18 protein-coding genes are annotated in these 21,472 nt (G+C 60.2%); 4 read left to right on the top strand and 14 right to left on the bottom strand.

Annotated features, from left to right (window positions below):
- Position 1: 1 nt before the first annotated feature.
- Positions 2 to 2,824 carry a TRAP transporter permease gene (locus BVL55_RS04575; RefSeq protein ID WP_075995927.1) on the bottom strand — a complete coding sequence of 941 codons (2,823 nt, stop codon included), beginning with the start codon at positions 2,822 to 2,824 and terminating at the stop codon, positions 2 to 4.
- Between the two features lie 114 nt (positions 2,825 to 2,938).
- Positions 2,939 to 3,910 (bottom strand): TAXI family TRAP transporter solute-binding subunit, encoded by a 972-nt coding sequence (locus tag BVL55_RS04570; protein WP_075995926.1) that lies wholly within the window; start codon positions 3,908 to 3,910, stop codon positions 2,939 to 2,941.
- A gap of 250 nt (positions 3,911 to 4,160) precedes the next feature.
- On the opposite strand from BVL55_RS04570, the gene BVL55_RS04565 reads away from it, so the two are divergent.
- Positions 4,161 to 5,078, top strand: a complete 918-nt coding sequence (locus tag BVL55_RS04565; protein ID WP_075995925.1) for a LysR family transcriptional regulator — start codon at positions 4,161 to 4,163, stop codon at positions 5,076 to 5,078.
- Positions 5,079 to 5,174: 96 nt separating this feature from the next.
- Here the strand turns inward: BVL55_RS04565 and BVL55_RS04560 are convergent, their stop codons facing one another.
- The 7 genes from BVL55_RS04560 to BVL55_RS04530 form a co-directional block, all read right to left on the bottom strand.
- Positions 5,175 to 5,981, bottom strand: a complete 807-nt coding sequence (locus tag BVL55_RS04560; protein ID WP_075995924.1) for an SDR family NAD(P)-dependent oxidoreductase — start codon at positions 5,979 to 5,981, stop codon at positions 5,175 to 5,177.
- A complete protein-coding gene (locus BVL55_RS04555; RefSeq protein WP_075995923.1) occupies positions 5,978 to 7,516 on the bottom strand; it encodes a class I adenylate-forming enzyme family protein in 1,539 nt (512 codons plus the stop codon). Before BVL55_RS04555 ends, BVL55_RS04560 begins: the two co-directional genes overlap by 4 nt.
- 115 nt (positions 7,517 to 7,631) lie before the next feature.
- Positions 7,632 to 8,915 carry an aspartate aminotransferase family protein gene (locus BVL55_RS04550; RefSeq protein ID WP_075995922.1) on the bottom strand — a complete coding sequence of 428 codons (1,284 nt, stop codon included), beginning with the start codon at positions 8,913 to 8,915 and terminating at the stop codon, positions 7,632 to 7,634.
- Positions 8,916 to 8,924: 9 nt separating this feature from the next.
- On the bottom strand, positions 8,925 to 10,028 hold the full coding sequence (locus tag BVL55_RS17155; protein WP_075995921.1) for a mandelate racemase/muconate lactonizing enzyme family protein: 1,104 nt from the start codon (positions 10,026 to 10,028) through the stop codon (positions 8,925 to 8,927).
- Between the two features lie 4 nt (positions 10,029 to 10,032).
- Positions 10,033 to 11,142 carry a mandelate racemase/muconate lactonizing enzyme family protein gene (locus tag BVL55_RS04540; protein ID WP_075995920.1) on the bottom strand — a complete coding sequence of 370 codons (1,110 nt, stop codon included), beginning with the start codon at positions 11,140 to 11,142 and terminating at the stop codon, positions 10,033 to 10,035.
- 4 nt (positions 11,143 to 11,146) lie between these two features.
- Positions 11,147 to 12,244: an alcohol dehydrogenase catalytic domain-containing protein gene (locus tag BVL55_RS04535; RefSeq protein WP_205410841.1), complete on the bottom strand. Its 1,098-nt coding sequence runs from the start codon at positions 12,242 to 12,244 to the stop codon at positions 11,147 to 11,149.
- The gene (locus tag BVL55_RS04530) at positions 12,241 to 14,715 is read right to left on the bottom strand and encodes an FAD-dependent oxidoreductase (protein ID WP_075995919.1); all 2,475 of its coding nucleotides are present in this window, start codon (positions 14,713 to 14,715) and stop codon (positions 12,241 to 12,243) included. Before BVL55_RS04530 ends, BVL55_RS04535 begins: the two co-directional genes overlap by 4 nt.
- A 63-nt stretch (positions 14,716 to 14,778) precedes the next feature.
- Between BVL55_RS04530 and BVL55_RS04525 the strand changes: the two genes are divergently transcribed.
- From BVL55_RS04525 to BVL55_RS04515, 3 genes are all read left to right on the top strand, one after another.
- On the top strand, positions 14,779 to 15,702 hold the full coding sequence (locus BVL55_RS04525; RefSeq protein ID WP_075995918.1) for a MurR/RpiR family transcriptional regulator: 924 nt from the start codon (positions 14,779 to 14,781) through the stop codon (positions 15,700 to 15,702).
- A gap of 59 nt (positions 15,703 to 15,761) precedes the next feature.
- Complete coding sequence (locus tag BVL55_RS04520) at positions 15,762 to 16,862, top strand: aromatic ring-hydroxylating oxygenase subunit alpha (protein ID WP_075995917.1); 1,101 nt, start codon at positions 15,762 to 15,764, stop codon at positions 16,860 to 16,862.
- Between the two features lie 134 nt (positions 16,863 to 16,996).
- Positions 16,997 to 17,377, top strand: coding sequence for a carboxymuconolactone decarboxylase family protein (locus BVL55_RS04515; RefSeq protein WP_075997891.1), 381 nt, complete (start codon positions 16,997 to 16,999; stop codon positions 17,375 to 17,377).
- A gap of 42 nt (positions 17,378 to 17,419) precedes the next feature.
- Here the strand turns inward: BVL55_RS04515 and BVL55_RS04510 are convergent, their stop codons facing one another.
- From BVL55_RS04510 to narI, 5 genes are read right to left on the bottom strand one after another with little or no spacing between them, the layout of a single operon-like run.
- Positions 17,420 to 17,965 carry a DUF2478 domain-containing protein gene (locus BVL55_RS04510; protein ID WP_075995916.1) on the bottom strand — a complete coding sequence of 182 codons (546 nt, stop codon included), beginning with the start codon at positions 17,963 to 17,965 and terminating at the stop codon, positions 17,420 to 17,422.
- Positions 17,962 to 19,254, bottom strand: a complete 1,293-nt coding sequence (locus BVL55_RS04505; protein ID WP_083649360.1) for a molybdopterin molybdotransferase MoeA — start codon at positions 19,252 to 19,254, stop codon at positions 17,962 to 17,964. The genes BVL55_RS04510 and BVL55_RS04505 overlap by 4 nt, the downstream gene beginning before the upstream one ends.
- Positions 19,254 to 19,808: a hemerythrin domain-containing protein gene (locus BVL55_RS04500; protein ID WP_162841449.1), complete on the bottom strand. Its 555-nt coding sequence runs from the start codon at positions 19,806 to 19,808 to the stop codon at positions 19,254 to 19,256. The genes BVL55_RS04505 and BVL55_RS04500 overlap by 1 nt, the downstream gene beginning before the upstream one ends.
- A 7-nt stretch (positions 19,809 to 19,815) precedes the next feature.
- Complete coding sequence (locus BVL55_RS04495) at positions 19,816 to 20,733, bottom strand: peptidylprolyl isomerase (RefSeq protein ID WP_075995915.1); 918 nt, start codon at positions 20,731 to 20,733, stop codon at positions 19,816 to 19,818.
- A 6-nt stretch (positions 20,734 to 20,739) separates the two neighbouring features.
- Positions 20,740 to 21,462 carry a respiratory nitrate reductase subunit gamma gene (gene narI, locus BVL55_RS04490; protein WP_075995914.1) on the bottom strand — a complete coding sequence of 241 codons (723 nt, stop codon included), beginning with the start codon at positions 21,460 to 21,462 and terminating at the stop codon, positions 20,740 to 20,742.
- Positions 21,463 to 21,472: the final 10 nt, after the last annotated feature.

Here is a 21,472-nt window from a genome sequence, read left to right as displayed (position 1 = left end):
TTTAGAAGGCCGGTTGGGTCTGGCGGCGGCGTTGCAGGACGATCACCAGAGCAAGCAGCAGAAGCGCCGGGATGTAGAAAATCTCTTTCGGCATCCGTTCGGCTGCCTTCGCCGCCTGAACGATCTCAACCGGATCATCGGCATAAAAGTCGAAGGTTCCCAGTTTTTCCGAGAAGGTCGTGCCGACGAACGGCTCTTCCAGTTTTGCCTTGTTGTCCTCCATCAGAACGGTCAGTCCGGCATCGGCCAGCCTCGATTCACCATCGCCCTCGCCTTCAACCGGCAGGACCAGGGTCAGCTCCTTCATCTCGCCCGTGTCGAAGTCGGGCCCGGTGACGGTCAGCCGGATGTCGCTGCCCGGTTTTGCGGCATCGACCGCGCTTACGATTTCAGCCGGGCCGACCGTCTCGTACGGTGCCTGGACGTAATCGAGCCAGAAGCCTGGCCTGAACAGGGTGAAGGCAACCAGCAGCAGGGCGATCGATTCATAGATTTTCGAGCGGGCGAAGAAATAGCCCTGCGTTGCGGCGGCAAACAGCAGCATTGCAAAGGTCGCCACGATGAAGACCAGCACACCCTTCTGCCAGGTGACATCATACAGGATGAGATCGGTGTTGAAGATGAACAGGAACGGCAGGGCCACGGTACGCAGGCTGTAGAAGAAGGCGGTAAATCCCGTGCGCAACGGGTCGCCTCCGGAGACTGCGGCGGCAGCGAAACTCGCCAGCCCCACCGGCGGTGTCACATCGGCCATGATGCCGAAATAGAACACAAACAGGTGGGCTGCGATTAGCGGCACGATCAGGCCGTTTTCCGCACCCAGGCTGACAATGACACCGGCCATGAGCGAGGAGACCACGATGTAGTTGGCGGTGGTCGGAAGCCCCATGCCCAAAATGAGCGAGAGAATGCCGACCCATACCAGCATCAGCGGCAGGCTGCCGAAGGACAGGAACTCCACCAGATCGGCCATGACCTGGCCAATGCCGGTAAGCGTCACGGTGCCGACAATGATGCCGGCCGTCGCCGTGGCAACACCGATGCCGATCATGTTCCGCGCGCCGGTGATCAGGCCGTCGATGAGATCGTCAAATCCCTCTCGGAACCTGGCGCCGATCATGTCGGCCTGGCCGCGGAAGAATGCCTTCAGCGGTTTTTGGGTAAGCAGCATGACGATCAACAGAACGGCGGCCCAGAAGGCAGAGAGCTTCGGTGATTTCTGCTCGACCATCAGGAACCAGACCAGCAGAATGATCGGCAGGAAATAGTAAAGGCCGGTGCGGACCACCTCGCCGAAGACCGGCAGTTTGACCACTTCTGCATTGGGGTCATCGGCTTCCAGATCGGGCTCGCCGGCGGCGATCCGAAGCAGGAAGACATAGGCCAGTCCGATCAGCGCCACGATGACGAGAGTCGAAAGGTCAATGCCGGTACCCGCCCCGCCGAACACGTCCTGCAGAAAGCGGATAAAGAAGTAGAAGCTGATGAAGAAGGTGGCAAGCATGCCGATGGCAAGCGAACCGGTCGAAATCAGCCAGCCCAATGGCCCGTTCGCCGGTACGCCGCGCGACCACATGGTTGCAAGGAGCAGCAAAGCGGTGCCAGCAGCCATGACAATGAGGCTGATGAAGTTGCCGCCGCCAAGGGCAGGCGCAACATAGGCTCCCAGCACATAGGCAAGACCCAGCGAGCCGCCAAGCGAAACAAGGCCTGAAACCAGCATCTGGGCAAAGGAGATATCAGAGCCCTCGCCCAGGGTCTTGGTATTGTTCTTCAGTGCTTCCAGGTGAACGATGTAAACCAGCGCGATGTAGGAAATCAGCGCCGGCAGGATCGCATACTGCATCACCTTCAGATACGGCGTGTTGGTGTATTCCACCATCAGGAAGGCCGCAGCCCCCATCACCGGCGGCATCAACTGGCCGTTGACCGAGGATGCAACCTCGACCGAGCCGGCCTGTTCGTTGGTAAAGCCAACGCGCTTCATCAATGGAATGGTGAAGGTTCCGGTTGTTACCACATTGGCAATCGAGGAACCGGAGATCAGGCCGGTCATGGCCGAGCCAACCACGGCCGCCTTGGCCGGACCGCCGCGCAAATGCCCGAGCAGGGCAAAGGCGAGCTTGATGAGGTAGTTGCCAGCGCCCGCCTTGTCGAGGAGCGAGCCGAACAGCACGAACAGGAAGACGAAGCTGGTGGAAACGCCAAGGGCAATGCCGAAGACGCCTTCGGTGGTCAGCCACATATGGCTCATTGTCTTGGTGAAACTCGCGCCCTTCCAGCGGATCACGTCGGGGACGACGTCACTGGAGCCAAAAAAGACATAAGCCAGGAATACCATAGCGACGATCGCAAGCGCCGGGCCAAGCGAGCGGCGGGCTGCTTCCAGCAGCAGGATCAGCCCGGCCGCGGCGATGTAAAGCTGCAGCTGGGTGGGATCGCCCTGGGCACCGGTTTCGGCCAGCGTCGCATAAAACAGATAGCCATAGCCGGCACAGAACGCACCGGCGAGGGCAAAAATCCAGTCCAGGACCGGGATACGGTCGCGGGGGCTTCTGGCGAAGGCCGGATAGGCCATGAAGGCCAGAAAGACCGCAAAGGCCAGATGGATGGAGCGTGCCTCGGTGGAATTGAAGGTTATACCGGCGATGAACTGAAGCGGGCCGCCGATCCAGAGCTGAAACAGCGACCAAAGGAGGGCGATGCCTGCCAATGCCCTGCCGATCGGCCCGATCGGGTTGCGCGCTCCTGAATCGGTCGAAGCGACCAGATCCTGAAGTTCTTCATCGGTGAAACTACGATCCCCGGATTTTTCCGCAGCCATGTGACGCTCCTCCCCAAGCCCCAAAATGCATGTGTGTATTGCACAAAGCGTGCAAGGCGCGTGAACCGGCCGGCGGGTTGATCATGCCGGCCGGTTCCGCATTTTGACGGTATCCTATTTCAGGATGCCAGCTTCCTTGAAGTATTTTTCCGCACCGGGATGCAGTGGTGCGGAAAGACCATCCTGGGCCATTTCTTCAGGCTTCAGGTTGGCGAAAGCCGGATGCAGCTTCTTGAAGGCATCAAAGTTCTCGAACACAGCCTTGACGACTTCATAGACCACTTCTTCCGGCACATCGGCGGATGTCACGAAGGTTGCGCCGACACCAAAGGTTGTCGTGTCTTCGTCATTGCCGCGATACATGCCGCCTGGAATGGTAGCCGTGCGGTAGTAGGCATTGTCGGCAATCAGCTTGTCGATGGCTTCGCCCGTAACGTTCACCAGAACCGAGTCACAGGCCGTCGTTGCTTCCTGGATGGAGCCGGAAGGATGGCCGACGGTGTAGATCATCGCATCGATGTTGTTGTCGCAAAGCGCCTGGGACTGTTCGGCAGCCTTCAACTCCGAAGCAGCGGCAAAATCACCAGTGGTCCAGCCGAGGGCCTCAAGCACCACATCCATCGTGCCGCGCTGGCCGGAGCCGGGGTTGCCGATGTTGACGCGCTTGCCTTTCAGGTCCTCAAAGTTCTTGATGCCGGAATCGGCGCGGGCAACAACCGTAAACGGCTCGGGATGCACGGAGAAGACGGCGCGCAGTTTTTCGAATGCGCCTTTTTCCTCGAACTTCGATGTGCCGTGATAGGCATGGTGCTGCCAGTCGGACTGGGCGACACCGAATTCAAGCTCTCCGGCACGAATGGTGTTGATGTTGTAGACCGAACCGCCGGTCGATTCCACCGAACAGCGAATGCCGTGTTCCTTGCGGTTTTTGTTGACGAGCCGGCAGATCGCGCCACCCGTGGGGTAATAAACACCAGTCACTCCGCCCGTGCCGATGGAAATGAATTGCTGTTCAGCGGCTACTGCCGCTCCTGCGCCGAGTGTGGCAGCGGCACAGAGGGAAAGCGCCAGAAATAGTTTCTTCATAAGGTCCTCCTTGCTGAATTGTCGCGAGGCAATACACGCCCGCACAACGGGTTTCCGGAACAGGGCTGACAGCTCCGTTCCGGCACCAAACTTCAGTATGGTCCGATGCCTTACACCTAATCCAATGCAAATTATGGATGATAACGCCAAATTCTGCTATATCAGGCGTAGCTGGATGACGTATCCTGCATTATGTGTTGCAAATTTTGCATGATACGAATGACGGAACGGAAAACCGGACGGGCGGAAAATGGACACAGCATGGCTGGAGGATTTCGTCACCCTGGCGGAAACCGGCAACTTCACAAGGGCTGCTGCAAGGCGCAATGTTTCGCAGGCAGCTTTCAGCCGCCGGATCCGTCAATTGGAAGACTGGCTGGGCACCAGGCTGGTCGACCGTGGCGTGGTTCCTGTTGCGCTGACGGCGGAAGGGCAGCTTTTTCAGCGCGAAGCCAGCGAGACGCTTTCCAGGCTATCGGAAACGCGCAACCGGCTTGGCGGACCGTTTCCGGGAAGGGATACGAAGGTTACCATTGCCCTGCCCCACGCACTGGCGGCCGCACGGTTTACCGGCTGGTGGGCCGGCTGGTCTCGTGAAACCGGCGTTTCTGCGGCAACGCGGATTGCAAATGTCAACGAGGTGATATCCCGCTTCATATCGGGCTCCGTCGATTTTCTGATCTGTCACCGCGCCGAACAACTGCCGGTGCTGCTCGATCCGCAATTGTTTGTTTCCCACACCATCGAGCAGGACCGCCTCATACCCTGTGTTGCACGCGGATATGCGGGAGGACGCGAGAACCCCACCGGCACGCCGGATGACCCCGTGCCGCTGCTGATGTATTCGAAGGACGCCTATTTTGGCCGTCTGGTTGAAGCGATCATCGAACAGGCGCCGTTTCGCGTCTACGGCGTGCGCCGGATCGAAAGCGAGATGGCACAGGTTATCCGCAGCGGTATCGCCGCCGGGCTCGGCATGGGCTGGATCCCCCAGTGTATCCTGAAAGGCCGATGGAATGAACGGGTGCGCCCGGTCACCATCGAAGGCCTTTCGATGGACCTTTCCATCGTTGCCTTCGCCCACCGCAAGCGCAAGGCAGCCGCAGATGTCATCTGGCAACGCATCTGCGCGGAAAACGGTGCCGGCACACCAAGCGCGGCGCGCTAGATGTGGAGTCTCATAAGGTTGTTCACGTCGAGCCCTGATCGGCTGATTGGCGTATTTCTATTTATGCCGGCATGCGGGCGGTGCCAATTGCCGGGTTTACTGAGACGTCCAGCCGCCATCGACGGGAATGGCGGCGCCGGTGATGTTGTGCGCGGTCTTGTGGCACAGCCAGGCTGCCAGATCGCCGATCTCGGAAGGATCGGACATGCGCAGGCTTGGCTGCTTTTCCGACAGGAGTGCGCGCACGCCTTCGGCACGGCCGCCGCCAGCCTGCTGGGCGCGGGCCTCGATCTGCGGCTCGATCAATGCGGTTTCCGTCCAGCCGGGGCAAATGCAGTTGATCGTCACGCCGCCGGTTTCGCGGGAGCCCACGGAAGCATATTCAAGCGCCGCAACACGGCTCATTCCCACGAGACCGAATTTCGAGGCGACATAGGGCGCCTTTTCTTTAGACGCCACCAGACCATGCACCGACGCAATGTTGACGACGCGGCCAAATTCGCGCCTTGCCATGTTCGGAAGGGCGTAATGCATGGTGTGGAAGGCAGCCGACAGGTTTACGGCGATGATGGCATCCCAGGTCGCTGCATCCGCATCGGCGATGGAGACCGTCTTCTGAACGCCGGCATTGTTGACCAGCACGTCGAGCGGTCCCCAATCCTCCACGGCCTTGACGAGCTTGCCGATGGCGGCGGCATCGCGCAGATCGCCCTCGAAAAACTTCGCTTCGGTCGCACCGGCGGCGCGAACTTCATCTTCTGCTGCTGCTGCTTCAGCCTCGCTGGCCAATCCGTGCACCGCAATGCGCGCACCAGCACCCGCCAGGCTCTTTGCCACGGCAAGCCCGATCCCCTGTACCGATCCGGTTACCAGCGCGGTTTTGCCCGCAAGATGTCCGCTCATGGATTTTCTCCTGTTTGTTCGGCGATTTTTCGCAATTCGGTTTTCAGCACCTTGCCATAGTTGTTCTTGGGGAGGCTGTCGACAAACCGGTATGACTTCGGCCGTTTGAAACGGGCAATGTGTTCCGTGCAGTGACGGCCGAGCGCGGCTGCATCGGCTTTCTCACCGCTGGCCAGCACCACGAAGGCACAAACGCTTTCTCCCCATTCGACATCGGGCACGCCGATGACCGAAACCTCGTGGACCGCCGGATGCACGAGCAGAACCTCTTCCACTTCGCGGGGATAGATGTTGGTGCCGCCCGATATGATGACATCCTTTGAGCGATCCTTCAGCGTCAGATAGCCGTCCTCATCGAGAACGCCCATGTCGCCGGTCCACAGCCAGCCATCGCGGATCGTCTCAGCCGTTGCCTTTTCATTGTTCCAGTAACCGGCCATCACCGGTGCACCACGCACGATGATCTCGCCGCTTTGTCCGGCAGGCAGCAAGGCGCCGTCTTCTGCGGCAATGGCAACCTCCACACAGGATTGTGCCCTGCCGACGGAAGCCAGCCGCTCCTTCCAGCGCGGGTGATCCCGGTCGCAGACCGCTTCGCGTGAAAGCGCCGTGATGCACATGGGGCTTTCGCCCTGACCGTAAATCTGCACGAAACGCGGACCCAGCACATCAACTGCCTCGATGATGTCGGCAAGATACATCGGTCCGCCGCCATAAACGATGGTCCGGATGCCCTCGCCGGTTTCCCCCGAGGCCCTGGCATGATCGACCAGACGGCGGATCATGGTGGGGGCGGCAAACATGTGCAGGCTGCCGGTGGCGCGGCCATGTTCGAAAATCTCCGCCGGATCAAACCCGCCGGAAGCAGGCACCACATGGCGCGCCGCCTTGAGCACATGCATGACGTTGTAGAGGCCGGCGCCGTGGCTCATGGGCGCGGCATAAAAAGCGGCGTCGGTCTCGTAGACCTGGTCGACATCGACGAAATAGGCAAAGGCCATGGCGTGGATGTTGCCATGGGTCATCATCACGCCCTTGGGACGCCCTGTCGTGCCGGAGGTGTAAAACAGCCAGGCCATGTCGGATTGCAGCCGGGAAACCGGTGCTGGAAGGGGCGTATGAGCGCAAAGCGTTTCGAACTCAGGCGATTGAAGATCGATGAGATGCCCGCAGCTTTCCGGCAGCATGCCGGCAAGGGCAGCGCCCGGCTTGTCGGTGATCAATGCCAGGACAGCCTGTGAATCCTCGATGATCCAGCCAGCTTCCCGCGGATGAAGCTTGGCATTGACCGGCACAATGACAGCACCGGCAAACCATGCGCCATACATCGCCACCAGATATTGCACCGTGTTGGCAGCAAAGATCGCGATGCGGTCGCCGGGAGCAACGTTGAAGCAATCACGCAGCGCACCGGCAAAGCCCGCCGCCTTGGCAGCAAATTCGCCATAGGTGGCGATTTGTTCGTTTCCTGAGATCAGCGCCGGGGCATCGGGAGCGTTTCTTGCCGAGCGCACCAGCCATTCCGCCAGGTTCATGGATTCCCCCGCAAGGCTTCAAAGAGAGGATGTATTAGCAAACCGGCGGCTATCCGCCAGCCCCCTCTTTGCCGCACCGCACAATGCAGGATATGCGAAAAGGCGTGCTTTCTTGCTACTGCACTGATTGCAATGCTGTTGCCGCTGCCGCGATCGCCTCCCCGGTCTGCTGCAGATCCTCTTGGGTCAATGCCAGTGAGGGGTAAAGCTTGCCCGGCGATTTGAAGATGCCGTGCTCGCGCAGCACCTTGTTGAAGACAGCGTTTTTCACGCCATCCGCCGACAGCACGTCACGATAATCGCGCACCTGCTTTTCGGTAAACAGCACATCGAACAGGGTAGGATCGCCAACGATCCTGTGGGCGATGCCCGCTTCGCCGAGGTGTTTTTCCAGCATGGCCATGATCGCAGTGCCGTTTTCCCTGAGCTTTTCATAGGTGCCGGGACGGCGAAGGATTTCCAGGGTCTTCAGCCCTGCCACCGCAGCAACCGGATTACCGGACAAGGTGCCCATCTGCATCAGCCATTTGTCGGCGCCCACCTTGTCCTTGTCGAAATGGGCCATGATGTCAGCCTTGCCGGTGATCGCTGCAAGGGGAAACCCGCCGCCGATCACCTTGCCGAGCGTGCAGACATCGGGTGTGACGCCATACAGTTCCTGGGCGCCGCCATAGGCAAACCGGAAGCCGGTGACGATCTCATCGAAGATCAGCACGATCCCGTAGCGCTCGCACGCTTCGCGCAGGGCTTCAAGAAACCCCGGCCCGGGAGGAACCGTGCGCTGCAGCGGTTCGACGATCACACCGGCAATCTGGCCGCCATGCTCGCTCATGAAGGAGCGCAGAAACTCGATGTCGTTGAAGGGCGCTGCCCAGACCTCGTTGCGAACCGCTTCGGGGATGCCGGCTGAATCCGGCACGGCCTGCGGGAAATTGACCAGGCGCGAGGGCGCAAGGCTCATCTGCGCTTCCGCGCTCATGCCGTGATAGCCGCCTTCGAATTTCAGGATCTTGTCACGGCCCGTATATGCCCGGGCGAGCCGCATGGCATACATGTCGGCTTCTCCGCCGGTGGACACGTAGCGCAGCTGTTCACCACAGGGAACGGCGCGGCAGATTTCCTCTGCAAGCTCGATACCGGCTGCATTGTTGGCAAAAAACGTCATGCCCCGGGGAATTTGCTCGAAGACGGCTTCCTGGACCTCCTCATTGCCATGGCCAAGCAACATCGGGCCGGAACCGATCAGATAGTCGATATATTCATTGCCGTCCTCATCCCACACGCGAGAACCCTTGCCGTCGCGGATGATGATGCCCGGATCGAAATTGCCGAAGCCGCCTGCAGGCAGCACGGCCCTGGCGCGGTCGATCCAGTCAGCCTGGGTGTGGATACGGTTCATGTTTGCTTCCTATGCCATGACTTCAAGAGGCGCGCCCAGCACCTGCAGGTCCGGCGCAACGCCGAGACCCGGCCCCTGGGGCGGGGCAATCCGGCCCTTGTTGCGGGCCGGTGCAGACGGGTCCAGGCGGGGTTTCACGTAACCGGAAAGATCGCACACATTCATCAGGTGCTTGTGCCCGGCTGAAGCCCCCAAATGCAGCAGCGCAGCGGTTGTGATGTCCGAACCCCAGGTATCTTCAATGCACATCTTGGCGCCCAGGTGCTCGCACAGATCGCGGGCAGCGCGGGATTTGGTGATGCCGCCGAATTTCGAAAGCTTGATGGCGACTGCGTCCATGCAGCCTGCCTGCCAGGCTTTCAGCAGGCTTGCCGTGTCATGGGCGCTTTCGTCGAGCTTCAGAGGCAATCCGGTCGCCTGGCGCACCTGCGCACATTCCTCGATTGTGGCGCAGGGCTGTTCCAGCATGATATCGAGATGGGCGACCGCACGCCCGACGCGAATGGCGTCCAGACGGTTTGCGCCGCAGTTCCAGTCGCCATAGACCAGCGGGCCGTCGCCCACCGCCTCGCGCACCTGTTTCAGGCGCTCCACATCCGCCTGCCAGTCGTTGTCCGCGCCGAGTTTTACCTGAAACTGGCGAATGCCTTTTGCATGAGTTTCGCCCGCAATGCGTGCCATCTCGCCGGGTGCCACGCAGGTGATGGAGTGGTACAGGGGCAGGGTTTCCTGCCGCCTGCCGCCCAGCAGCGCGTAAAGCGGCAAGCCGGCGGTCTTTGCCGTGATGTCCCACAGGGCCATGTCGATTGGGGATTTCGCATAAGGATGGCCCTGAAGATGGGCATCCAGCCTTGCCATCAGTGCCTCCGGGCCCACCGGATCTGCGCCTATTAGAACAGCTGCCATGTCGCGGATTGCCGGCAGAACGCCGTTTGCATAGGCGGGCAGATAATGCGGGATGGGACAGACCTCGCCCCAGCCGGAAATCTCACTGTCCGTATCAAGGCGCACCACGATGGTGTCCACCGTATCGCAGGCCTTGCCCTCCGCCATGTAGTAGGCGGTATGGCTGGTCAGCGGCACTTGCCAAATGCTGATGCGGGTAATCTTCATGGCATCACACCTGATACACCGCCACGGGTACCCCAAGGGCATCCTCATCCGGTTCGACACCAAGGCCCGGGCTTTGTGGAAGATGCAGATGCCCATTCTGGTTCCGGGGCCCGCGACCGGCGGCGATGTCGACCGTCAGCATGTCCTGGCAGGCCCAAACCGCAAGGCAGTTTGCATCGGGAACGGTTGCGGCCAGGTGAAGGGCCTCGGCATCGGCGAGCACCGACCCGCCGGTTGCCATGACGAACATGTCGATACCGTGGGCAAGCGCGATGTCGCGCATGCGGGCCGCCTTGGTCAGACCGCCGACGCGGTTCAGCTTGATGCCGAATATCTCGGCCAAGCCGTCCCGGGCAACCCGTGCGGCATCCTGCAGGGTAACAAGGCACTCGTCGACGGAAACGGGCGCGGCGTGCTTTGCGCGGATCGCCGCAATGTCATCCAGTGTTTCGCCCGGCTGTTCAAACATCACGTTCAGGTCCTCCGTTGCGCTCATGACGCGCAAGGCCTGCTGGCGGGTCCAGCCGCGATTAACGTCGTACAAGACGGTCTCACCGGGATTGCGGATTGCCTCCACATCGCGGATGCGGGCAATGTCGCGTTCGACATCGCCGCCGATTTTCACCGAGTGGGCCACATAGCCGCGCTTGCGGTACCGCTCGATGACCTTGCGGGTTTCCCCGGCGGTCTTGGCACCCACAGAAGAGGCAATCGGCCGGGGCGTGCGTGAGCCACCGCCCATCAAATCGGCAATGGGCATGTCCGCCGCCTTGCCGGCAATATCCCAGCAGGCCATGTCGACAGGCGCCTTGGCATAAAGATGGCCGGGAAGGGCATGATCCATTGCCCGCTCCACATCAAGCACATTGCGCGGATCGAGACCAAGGATGAATGGCGCCATGGTCTTAATGCCGGCACGGATGCCCGGCCCGTGTGCGGGCACATAGGTATGCCCCCAGGGCGTGCCTTCGCCCCAGCCGGGGATACCGGCATCGGTTTCCAGTTTTATGAAGGTTGCGTCCAGCACCTCGAATTTCAGCCTTCCGCCGGAAAGCCAGTAGGGATGCTCCAGGGGAAGATCGGCATGGTAGACGCTGATGCGGGTGATTTTCACGGGATCATTCCATGGTCACGACGATGTTGCCCGTGTGCTTTTTCTCGATGAAGGCCTGCTGCGCCTCATGCAGGCTTTCCAGCCGGTAGCTTGCCGCCAGCATGGGCCTGATTTCCCCGGCCTCGATGTACTTTACAAGGGAAGGAAACACCTTGGGCTCGAAGATGGTATTGCCGAAGAAGGTCAGGTCGTGAAGGTAGAAGGTGCGCAGATCAAGTTCGACGATCGGGCCGGCGATCGCCCCTGAACAGGTATACCGGCCGCCCCGCTCCAGAACATCGATAAAGGCAGGAAACTGCGGCCCGCCGACCACATCGGCCACCACGCTGACGGTGTCCCTGCCGATGGTGTCCCGCAGCGCTTGTTTCAGGTCCTCGGGCTGACGGGGAAGGATTGCTGCAGGATCAAGCTTTGACAGTTCCCCATGTTTGGAGGGGGATGCAAGGGCAACCGTCCTGGCGCCCCGCCGGCCGGCCAGTTGCAGCAGGGCAGACCCCACGCCGCCGGAAGCGCCGGGAACAAGCACCACATCGTCTTTCCCGACCGAAGCGCGGTTGAGCATGTTTTCGGCGGTCGAATAGGATATCGCCACCGTCGCCAGCTCCGCATCGCTCCAGTTACACTCGACGGGGCATATGTTGCGCTGATCGACAACCATGTAGTCGGCATATCCGCCATCAACGGCGGAGCCCAGATAGGTTGTCTTTTCCAGGTTTTGCGGATCGTCCCAGTCGCGCAGGATCGTGTCGACGATGCAGCGCTTGCCGATCAGTTCGCGGTCTGCCCCCTCGCCCACTTCTGCGACCACACCTGCCACATCCCCGCCCTGTATTCTGGGGAATTCAATGCCGCCATCCCAGCCGCCATCGTCCTCAAGATCACCTTCATAGGTGCCGCCGGTGGTTCCCTTGGTAACCGCCTTGGAATACCAGCCGGTGCGGGTATTGATGTCGGTATTGTTCAACCCGCAGGCCTTGACGCGGACAAGCGCCTCTCCCGGCCCTGGCCTTGGTACCGGCCAGTCATGGTGAAACCGCAACAGCTCAAACCCGCCATGGCCGTGCAGCACAAAAGCCCGCATCGTTTCGGGAATTGCGGTCATTCGGCAGCCTCCTGTTTGATATCGGTTCGCGGCAGCAGGCTTTGTGGATCATAAACGGGTTCGGCAAGGATGCGTGCCGTGCGCCACGCCCCGTTCATGTTTACCTCCATCTGCGTGCCGGGACGGGCAGCATGGGGCCTGATATAGGCAAATGCCAGTATTTTTGCTGCTGTGTGGCTGTAGGCAACCGACGCTGTCGATCCGATGATCTCGCCGCCCAGGCGGACCGCCTCGCCGCCATTGCCGTCCCATTCCCCGTCCGGCTCGATTTCCAGATAGGCGCAGACCCACGGCATTGTTCCGTTTTCCGCTGCGTTCATGCTTTCAAGGGTTGCCTTGCGGCCAAGAAAGTCGCCCTTGTCGGCTTTCACGAACCGCATGACGTTTGCTTCCGGCAGGGTGACTTCGTTTGTCAGTTCGCCAGCACCGGGAAATGCCTTTTCCATGCGCAGGGCGTTCATGGCGAACGAACCGTAATCGGCGATGTTATGGGCTTTGCCGGCAGCCCACAGGGCATCATAGACATTCAGAGCACCATCCCGTGGTACATGCAGCTCCCAGCCAAGTTCACCGGCATAGGACATGCGAAAGGCCCAGAGACTGACACCGGCAACCTCGATTTCCCGGGCGCTCATCCAGCGGAACCCCGCATTGGAAAGATCGGTATCGGTGCAGGCAGCAAGAATGTCCCTTGACCGGGGACCGTTGAGGCTCAGGGCTGCCCATTGGCCGGAACGGTTGATGATCTGCGCGTCTTCATTGTCACGGTTGAAGGTCAGATGATCGATCAGCCGTTGCTCGAAGAATGCCGCACAGACGAGATAAAACCGGTCTTCGGCCAAGCGCACGACGGTGGTTTCCAGTTCGATGCGACCACGGCGGTTCAACATGTGGGTAAGGGCAATGCCGCCGGCGCGTGGCGGCAACCGGTTTGCGGTCAGACGGTCCAGCAGCACTTCAGCGCCCGGCCCTGAAACCTCCACCTTGGTGAAGGCGGAAATGTCCATGATGCCGGCACGCTGGCGTACGGCGGCGCATTCGAAGGCCACAGCCTCCTGCCATGGCGCCCTTGCGAAGGAATAGTAATCGCGCTGCTCAAGCGCGCCGCGGGCAAACCAGCGGGGGCGCTCATGTCCGAAGACCTCTTCGAAGACGGCTCCCTTGTCCTTCAGACGCTCATATAGCGGTGACGGCTTGACCGGCCGGCCGGCCAGGCGGTTGAAATGAGGAAAGGGAATTTCATGGCGCAGGCAATAATCCTCCTTTGCCTTGACCACCTGCCATTCCCTGGTGGCATACGGCCCGAAACGGCGGGGATCGAACTCCCGCATGCTGATGTCTGCCGACCCATGGACGATCCAGCGGGCCAGTTCGCGCGTCAGCCCCGGTCCCCAGCCGATGCCGATCTGGGTTCCGCAGCAGCACCAGTAGTTTTTCGCACCGGCCACCGGGCCAATCAGCGGATTGCCGTCCGGGGGGTGCGAGATCGCGCCATGGACCTCACGCTTGATGCCGAGTTCGGCAAAAACCGGCATGCGCTCCATGGCGTTTTCGAGCCAGGGAAGGATGCGGTCATAATCGGCATCGAACAATTCATTTTCGGCCTCCCAGGGGCACTCGTCGATCCACACCGCATTGGGATTGGCCTTTTCGTAGATGCCGATCAGGCCCGATTTCTGTTCCATGCGGATATAGCCGGACACTTTCTTGTCGTCGCGGATGACCGGCAATTCACGATCGAGTTCCGCAAACTCGGGAACCGTGTCGGTGACCAGATAATGATGCGTCATCGAGGTGCAGGGCACCAGAACGCCGGACCACTCGCCGATCTGGCGGGCATAGGTGCCGGCGGCATTGACCACATGCTCGCAAACAATGCTGCCCTTTTCGGTGGTGACCTTCCACTCCCCCGTTGGCAGTTGCTCGATGTTCGTTGCCCGGCAGCGCCGGATGATCCTGGCGCCCAGTTGACGAGCCCCGATGGCCATTGCCTGGGTCGGGCCGGAAGGGTCCACATGGCCGTCATCGGGCGTGTGCAGGGCGCCGATCACGCCATCGAGATTGTAGAAGGGATGCAGTTCGCCAATGCGGTCCGGGCCGACCAGTTCGATGTTGAAGCCGAGCGCACGGCCAACCGACAAGGTCTGGCGCAGCCAGTCCATCTCGTCTTCGCCATAGGCAAGGCGAAACGATCCACAGCCGTGCCAGGTGCAGGACTGCCCGGTTTCAGCTTCCAGCTTTCCTGAGTAAAGTCCGATGTTGTAATCGACGCATTTGCCCAGGCCGTAGCTCGATGTTGAATGGGTAATCTGGCCGGCCGCGTGCCAGGTCGAGCCGGATGTCAGTTCCGCCTTTTCCAGCAGCACGATATCGCTCCAGCCTTCATGGGCGAGGTGATAGGCAAGGCCGCAGCCCATGATTCCCCCTCCTACGATGACCACCCTGGCATGGGAGGGAAAATCACTGGACATTTGCATCTTCCGGTTTTCGTTTTCGTTGGACAAGCAAATCAAACAAATGTACGTTAGTCAATCATGAATGATACGTCTGTACCATTGATCGCCAATGCGGCGCCCGACCTTCCGCCCCAGGCGGTGTTGGAGAACCTTGCCGGGCAGCTGACGGGAATGACGCCGGAGCTGCGCAAGGCGGCTGCCTATGTGCTTGAAAACCCCAATGATGTGGGCATTTCCTCGATCCGGGAGATTGCCGAGGCTGCGAAGGTCAAGCCCAACACCTTCGTGCGCATGGCCCGCAGCGCCGGGTTCGATGGCTATGAGGATTTTCGCGAACCGTTCCGCCAGGAAATCCGGCAGGGCGGAGCAAGTTTCCCCGACCGTGCCCGCTGGCTGCAATCGCTCAAGAAGGGCGGCAAGCTCGATTCGCTGTATGCGGACATGGTGCATTCGGCGATTGCCAATATCGAGGAGACCTTCGCTTCCATCACTACAGATGCGCTGAAAGCAGCGGCCGAGGCAATTTGGGCCTCGCGGACCGTCTACACGCTGGGGGTCGGCGTCAACCATTCCAACGCCGCCAACTTCACCTATCTGGCCGGCACGGGAATGGTGAATTTCCTTGCCATTCCAAGGCCCGGAAGCGTGCCTTCCGACGACATTGCCTGGGCCGATGAGCGCGACGTGCTGATCGCAATCACCTGCAAGCCCTACCGGGCGGAGGTGGTGGAAACCGCAGAAATCGCAAAGCAGCAGGGCGTGCAGATTGTGGCGTTGTCGGACAGCCCTGCCTCACCACTGATTTTGAACGCCGATCACGGCTTTGTTCTGTCAGCCGACACACCACAGTTTTTTCCGTCTTCGGTTTCGACGATTGCCTTGCTTGAGACCCTGCTGTCATTCGTCATCGCTTCGGCCACACCGGAAATCGTTGAACGGGTCGAGAAGTTTCACCGCCGCCGTCACGAACTGGGCATCTATCACGGGCCGCCCCGTGAATGAAGGAAAGTGGATGAAGGAAGACGGATTGACGGGCAGCAACCAAACAGCGGAGAATTGCCATGAACGAACACGCCGCCGCCCAGGCTCCGGTCCGTTCGCTTGATGCGCGTTACTATACCGATCCGGCCATCTTCGAAGCCGAACGCAAGGGGCTTCTAGCCCGCACCTGGCAGTTTGCCGGTCACGCTTCGCAGGTTGAAAAGCCGGGCGACTATTTCACCTTCGAGATTGCCGGTGAGAGCCTGTTCTGCATTCACGGCAAGGACGGCGAAATCCGCGCCTTCTACAATGTGTGCCAGCACCGGGCACACCAGCTGGTACAGGGGGAAGGCAACGCCAAGCTGCTGGTCTGCCCCTATCATTCCTGGAGCTATGAGCTGACCGGCGCCTTGCGTTCGGGGCCGAATGTCACATCGGTGCCGGGGTTCGACCGCTCCTCCATCTGCCTGACGCCAGTGCGCATCGAGAATTTCCACGGTTTTCTGTTTGCCAATCTGGATCCCGATGCGGAGCCCATGGATACATGGTTTCCGGGCGCACGCGCCGAACTGGCCGACTTCGTGCCGCAGATCGATGCCCTCAAACCGCTGGAATGGGTCGAGGTGCCGGAGCGGTGCAACTGGAAGGTCTCCATCGAGAATTATTCCGAATGCTATCACTGCCCGATCAATCATCCCACGTTCGCAACCGGCGTCATCAAGCCGGAGACCTACGATATCCAGCCCCAGGGCCATTGCCTGCGGCACACCACCGAATGTGCCAATCTCGACCGCATGAGCTACCCGATTGACCTTTCGGCGAATGCGCATGCCGGTGACTATTCCTCATGGTTCTTGTGGCCGATGTTTTCCTTCCAGGTTTATCCCGGCAACATTCTCAACACCTATCACTGGCGTGCGGTGGACGCGGACAATGTGGTGGTCTGGCGGGGTTGGTATACGGTGGGCGGCGCAGATTCAGAGATCGTGCGGCGGCTTGCCATCCAGGACCGCGGCACAACGGTGGAGGAGGACATTCATCTGGTCGAATCCGTCCATCGCGGCTTGAAGAGTCGCGGCTACAGGCCGGGTCCGCTGGTGCTCGATCCCAAATGCGGCGTCAACTCCGAGCACTCCATCCTGTCGCTGCAGAGATGGATGCGCGAGGCGGTGGATGGCTGAATACCGCAAGCATGACCCAATCGGCAGCAGGAGAACAATCGATTCACATTTTGCGGCGCGATGCCTTTAAGAACGGTTTTGCAAACAACGCGCCCTGTTCAACAATGCCGGCACACCTGACTGGAGAAATGCAGATGGACGATAACCTGTTTGAAAAGGGCCTTGAAAAACGCAAGGCAACACTGGGCGCTGAATATGTGGAGCGCAACCTTGCGGCAGCCGATGAATTCACCCAGCCCTTTCAGGAGGCGATGACCGCCTGGTGCTGGGGTTTCGGCTGGGGCGATGAGACGATTGACGCCAAGACACGGTCCATGATGAACCTTGCCATGATCGGCGCCCTGGGCAAGATGAACGAGTGGGAACTGCACTGCCGGGGCGCACTCAACAATGGCGTTTCGAAAGAGGAAATCCGTGCCATCATCCACGTCATCGCCATTTACTGCGGGGTTCCCCAGTCGCTCGAGTGTTTTCGTGCCGCGCGCAAGGTATTGGAAGAACGCGGAATGCTGTGAGGCGGCCTTAACTGCGGTAATGCCGGTAAAACCTGACACGCTCTAGGAAGCGCGCAGCAGAGGTCCGTTTGCGGCAGCAGTTTGCAAAGCCCAGGCCTCGACCGCATCTGCTTGCGGCGGAAGCAGGCAATACTCACCATTGGTGAACGCCATCCACGCCTCCAGATAGGTTTTTCGAACGGCGGTCAGAACGGGAATGCCCCGCAGGAAGGCGTGCTCAATGGCGGACCTGAAACCGGCACCAAGGGATTCGCCTTTTCCGAAGCGGTTGATGATCAGCAAATCGCACCCGACATCCAGGCGGGTGATCAGCGGCCCGCACAGGGCGGCCAGTGCCGCCGGATCGAGACGGCATCCCCTGGAATGCCTGCCGAGGTTTTGCGAGATGGTTCCGATGGTTTGCCCATCCATCGACTCAAGATGCATGGTGGCGCAGCACCCCCCTTCCCCGGCGGTCTCGCGCTGAAGAAATCCGTCTACCCTGCTGCCACGGTCCTGCATTCGCCGCGCCACGTCCTCCAGGATATCGTCGATGGCGTCTTCATCGCCAAAACGGATTGCTGCAATCGGATGGATCGTGGCCGTCATTGAAATGCTCCTTCCTCAAACGGCAGGAAGTCGATTGCCGCTCCTGCATCCACATCACCGCCATCTGCTGCAATTATCGCAATGCCATCGCCCTGGCATGCCGCATAGAGCGAAGCCGAACCGCCATTACCGATGCGGTGCAGCACTATCTGCGAACCGGAGAATTCGGCGCGAACCGGGACATATTCCTCGCGCCCCCTCTTGTGAGCGATAAGGTTTCCGGCAACGGCTTTCAGCGTGGTTCTTTGCGGGCATTTTCCGCCGGACAACCGCCCGGTAATCGGCCGGCCGACGAGGTGCATACCGATCCAGGCAGCATAGGGATTTCCCGGAAGGCCAAGAAACACCGTACGCCCGATCCGGCCTGTCATCACCGGTTTTCCCGGCTTTACGGCAACGCGCCAGTTGTCAATCGTTCCACCAGCGGAAAGAAACGCTGATTTCAGAAAATCACGGGCGCCCACCGACACCGACCCTGAGGAGACAAGCAGGTCGAACCTGTCTGACTGTTCAATCAGGAACCTGCGCGTGGCGTCCGCACTGTCTTCAATGCTGCCGAGATCGACCGTCTCGCATCCGGCCGCTTCAAGCGCCATCAGCAGCATGGGGCGGTTGCAATCGAACAGTTTACCGGGCTGCCGCAGACTGCCGGGCTCCAGCAATTCATCACCGGTGGAAAAGACGCCGACACGGGGTCTGCGCACGACGTTGACCGCAGAATATCCATTGGCTGCCAGCAGTCCGGCATGTCGAACATTCAATCTTGTGCCGGAAGACACCAGAACCGCATTTCGGGGAATGTCGCCTCCCGCCCGGCGGATGTTTGAACCCTTTGCGGGAATGCTGTGGAACTCAACCGATCCTGAATGCGCGCGCACCTGTTCCAGCGGCACCACGGCATCGGTTCCGCCCGGGACCGCAGCGCCGGTAAAAATCCGCCGGCAGGTGCCCGGCTCAAGGTCTGCTGCGCCGCTGCCGCCGGCAGCTGTTTCGCCGTCAATTGGCAAAACCGTGCTGCCATCAGCGGAAAAATCGGCCAGCCGCACGGCAAAACCGTCCATTGCCGAATTGTCGAAGAACGGCATTGCCGCCGATGCATGAACGGTTCTGGCCAGCACGCGTCCGTGCACATGCTGCAAACCAACCAGTTCGGTTTCCTTTACAGGCTCAGCCAGGTTCCAGGCGCGTTGGATCGCTTCATCAACGGCAAGCATGCTGCCACCGGCCACTTCGTCGCAAGCGCACCCTGCCGGATGGCTTTCACCGCTTTCAAGCATCTTTAAAACCATCACCCGGCCTCCGGATAAGCTGTACCGCGGCGCAATGCCATCTGGCGCCCCAGGCTTTCAAGATCGGCATTTGTCAGGCGCGCCTTTGCAAAGGGCAGGACGATGGCGTTTTCGACAATGAGATGATGGCGTTCATTGGCCGCAAACCGCCGCATCAATTCACCACCCTTACCGCCGGCGCATTCGGCTTGCGACACCAGTTTGCATATCGCTTCACAATCCTGCCTGTCGGCTTCATGTTCTGCCGTCAGTTGGGTCAGTACCTCGCCGATCTCGTCATCAGCCTCCGCACGCTGCCTCAGCAACGGAAAAAGGTCCTCCTCCTCATCCAGCACGTGAATGCCGAAGTCCTTTTTCATGAAGGCCAGCACGTGGCCGGCAATTTCGCGGTCAAACCGTTTCTGTTCGGCCATCTCGTCCAGCGCTCCGCAGAGAACGCGCTGGCGGAAGTGATCGGCAAAAATGTATTCGAGGGGTTCGGCAAGCAGCGCATCGGGCGGCCGCTTGCTGAGAGCGGATATTGCCAGTTGCCGTTTTTCAGACTGCTTGTCCATACGCTGCCTATTGCACCAGCGGGTTCTCGCTGCCTTCGAAGTCGATGCCGGTGATCTTCGCCCTTCCCGCCAGGATCGAGACATATTGCGCGGAAGCGCGGCTCCATGCCTGGGCTTCCAGCCAGACCGAAATCCTGTCCTGAACGGCTTCGAAAGGAAGTTTTTTCGGTTCGATGGAACGCTCCAGGGCAATGATGTGGTAGCCGTAGCGGCTTGCGACCGGGGCACGGCTGATCGTTCCCGGCACCATTTCGTTCAAGGCGCTTTCGAATTCTGCAACGGTACCGCCAGGAGCAAGCTGACCGAGATTGCCGCCGTTTTTTGCCGATGGGCATGCCGAATGCGTTTTGGCCAGTTCCGTAAAACGGCCGGGATCGGCCTGCAGGAGATCGCAAATGTTCTGCGCCAAGGCGTGGGCCTTTTCCCGCTTTTGCGGATCGTCCTCGGATGCTGCGATCAGAATGTGGCGCGCCTCATGGAGTGCAGGAGAGATGAAGCGCGACGGATTGTTTTCGTAATACCGCCGGCATTCGTCCTCGGTTGCCGCAGGAACGTTGAGCTCGCCGTCCAGCAGGGTCTGGATGGCGGCCTCTTCCGGCGCCTCCTGCCGCCCGTCTTCGGTGGCCGGCGCATCATCGCTGTAACCAAGACGTGCTGCCTCGTTGATCAGCAACTGGCGCACGACCAGCGCCTGGGCGGCTGCCCGCAGCGCTTCCCCCGGATTTTCTGCAGGATGATGCTGTGCTTCCTGCAATATTTCCGATTCCGCAATGGCGGTGCCGTCCACGGAAATGGCATCCATGACCGGCAGAGGCTTCGGCGGGACCCGGGTGTCCGGCTCCTTGTAGCTTGTATAGCCCGTACCGTCGGCGGCCGGACCTACCGGCTGGGGACTGTTTGCATCGTTGCGATAAACCGTGACCATGTCCGTTTACTCCCCAGCCGGCAGCCGGGTCTGCTGTGCCCGGCGGTTGCGCTCGCGCACGACCTGATAGCCGGGACGCCAGACATAGCGTATTGGCGCAGAGAACATGTGCACCAGCCGCGAGAACGGGAAGATCAGGAATATCGTCAAGCCAAGCAGGATATGTGCCTGATAGGGCCATGCCTGCGCTGCAACCAGTTCGGCAGTGCCCTCAATCCGCAGGGTCAGAATACGCTGGGCCCATTCAGACAGCGCCAGCATGACATTGGCATCCTCATGCTGCAGCGAATAGGGCACGGTGATCAGGCCGAGCGCCAGCTGCACCCATAAAATGACCAGAATGGCATTGTCGGCGAAGGTTGACGTAACCCGGATACGCGGATCGAAAAACCGGCGGTGAATCAGCATGGTCAAACCAATGAAGCACAGGACCCCGGCAATCGAGCCTGCAACAATGGCCAGCAATTGTTTTGCCTCGGCTGTGATGAAATGCTCGTAAACCGAATGCGGCGTGAGCAGGCCGACGGAATGCCCCAGAAACAGGAACAAAATGCCGATATGAAACAGCACCGATCCCCACATCAACTGCTTGCGGCGCAACAGCTGGGACGAGCCCGAACGCCAGGTATAGGGCTCGCGGTCGTAGCGCAGGATCGATCCGATGATCATGATGGCCAGCGCGACATAGGGATAGACGGTGAAAAGAAGAGTGTTGAGATAGTCTGACATGATGTCCTCC

Origin of the sequence: Salaquimonas pukyongi, from assembly GCF_001953055.1 — a bacterium.
GTDB classification, from domain to species: Bacteria; Pseudomonadota; Alphaproteobacteria; order Rhizobiales; family Rhizobiaceae; genus Salaquimonas; species Salaquimonas pukyongi.
Note: the sequence above shows the minus strand (reverse complement) of the source record. Positions and strands in the feature narration are given on the sequence as shown.

Excerpts from the sequence above, each read along its gene's own strand:
- BVL55_RS04520 (WP_075995917.1), top strand. The coding sequence starts at position 15,762 with ATGAACGAACACGCCGCCGCCCAGGCTCCGGTCCGTTCGCTTGATGCG.
- BVL55_RS04550 (WP_075995922.1), bottom strand. The coding sequence starts at position 8,915 with ATGAACCGTATCCACACCCAGGCTGACTGGATCGACCGCGCCAGGGCC.
- BVL55_RS04565 (WP_075995925.1), top strand. The coding sequence starts at position 4,161 with ATGGACACAGCATGGCTGGAGGATTTCGTCACCCTGGCGGAAACCGGC.
- BVL55_RS17155 (WP_075995921.1), bottom strand. The coding sequence starts at position 10,028 with ATGAAGATTACCCGCATCAGCATTTGGCAAGTGCCGCTGACCAGCCAT.
- BVL55_RS04575 (WP_075995927.1), bottom strand. The coding sequence starts at position 2,824 with ATGGCTGCGGAAAAATCCGGGGATCGTAGTTTCACCGATGAAGAACTT.
- BVL55_RS04570 (WP_075995926.1), bottom strand. The coding sequence starts at position 3,910 with ATGAAGAAACTATTTCTGGCGCTTTCCCTCTGTGCCGCTGCCACACTC.
- BVL55_RS04495 (WP_075995915.1), bottom strand. The coding sequence starts at position 20,733 with ATGGTCACGGTTTATCGCAACGATGCAAACAGTCCCCAGCCGGTAGGT.
- BVL55_RS04530 (WP_075995919.1), bottom strand. The coding sequence starts at position 14,715 with ATGTCCAGTGATTTTCCCTCCCATGCCAGGGTGGTCATCGTAGGAGGG.
- narI (WP_075995914.1), bottom strand. The coding sequence starts at position 21,462 with ATGTCAGACTATCTCAACACTCTTCTTTTCACCGTCTATCCCTATGTC.
- BVL55_RS04555 (WP_075995923.1), bottom strand. The coding sequence starts at position 7,516 with ATGAACCTGGCGGAATGGCTGGTGCGCTCGGCAAGAAACGCTCCCGAT.
- BVL55_RS04525 (WP_075995918.1), top strand. The coding sequence starts at position 14,779 with ATGAATGATACGTCTGTACCATTGATCGCCAATGCGGCGCCCGACCTT.
- BVL55_RS04560 (WP_075995924.1), bottom strand. The coding sequence starts at position 5,981 with ATGAGCGGACATCTTGCGGGCAAAACCGCGCTGGTAACCGGATCGGTA.
- BVL55_RS04505 (WP_083649360.1), bottom strand. The coding sequence starts at position 19,254 with ATGGTTTTAAAGATGCTTGAAAGCGGTGAAAGCCATCCGGCAGGGTGC.
- BVL55_RS04535 (WP_205410841.1), bottom strand. The coding sequence starts at position 12,244 with ATGACCGCAATTCCCGAAACGATGCGGGCTTTTGTGCTGCACGGCCAT.
- BVL55_RS04515 (WP_075997891.1), top strand. The coding sequence starts at position 16,997 with ATGGACGATAACCTGTTTGAAAAGGGCCTTGAAAAACGCAAGGCAACA.
- BVL55_RS04500 (WP_162841449.1), bottom strand. The coding sequence starts at position 19,808 with ATGGACAAGCAGTCTGAAAAACGGCAACTGGCAATATCCGCTCTCAGC.
- BVL55_RS04510 (WP_075995916.1), bottom strand. The coding sequence starts at position 17,965 with ATGACGGCCACGATCCATCCGATTGCAGCAATCCGTTTTGGCGATGAA.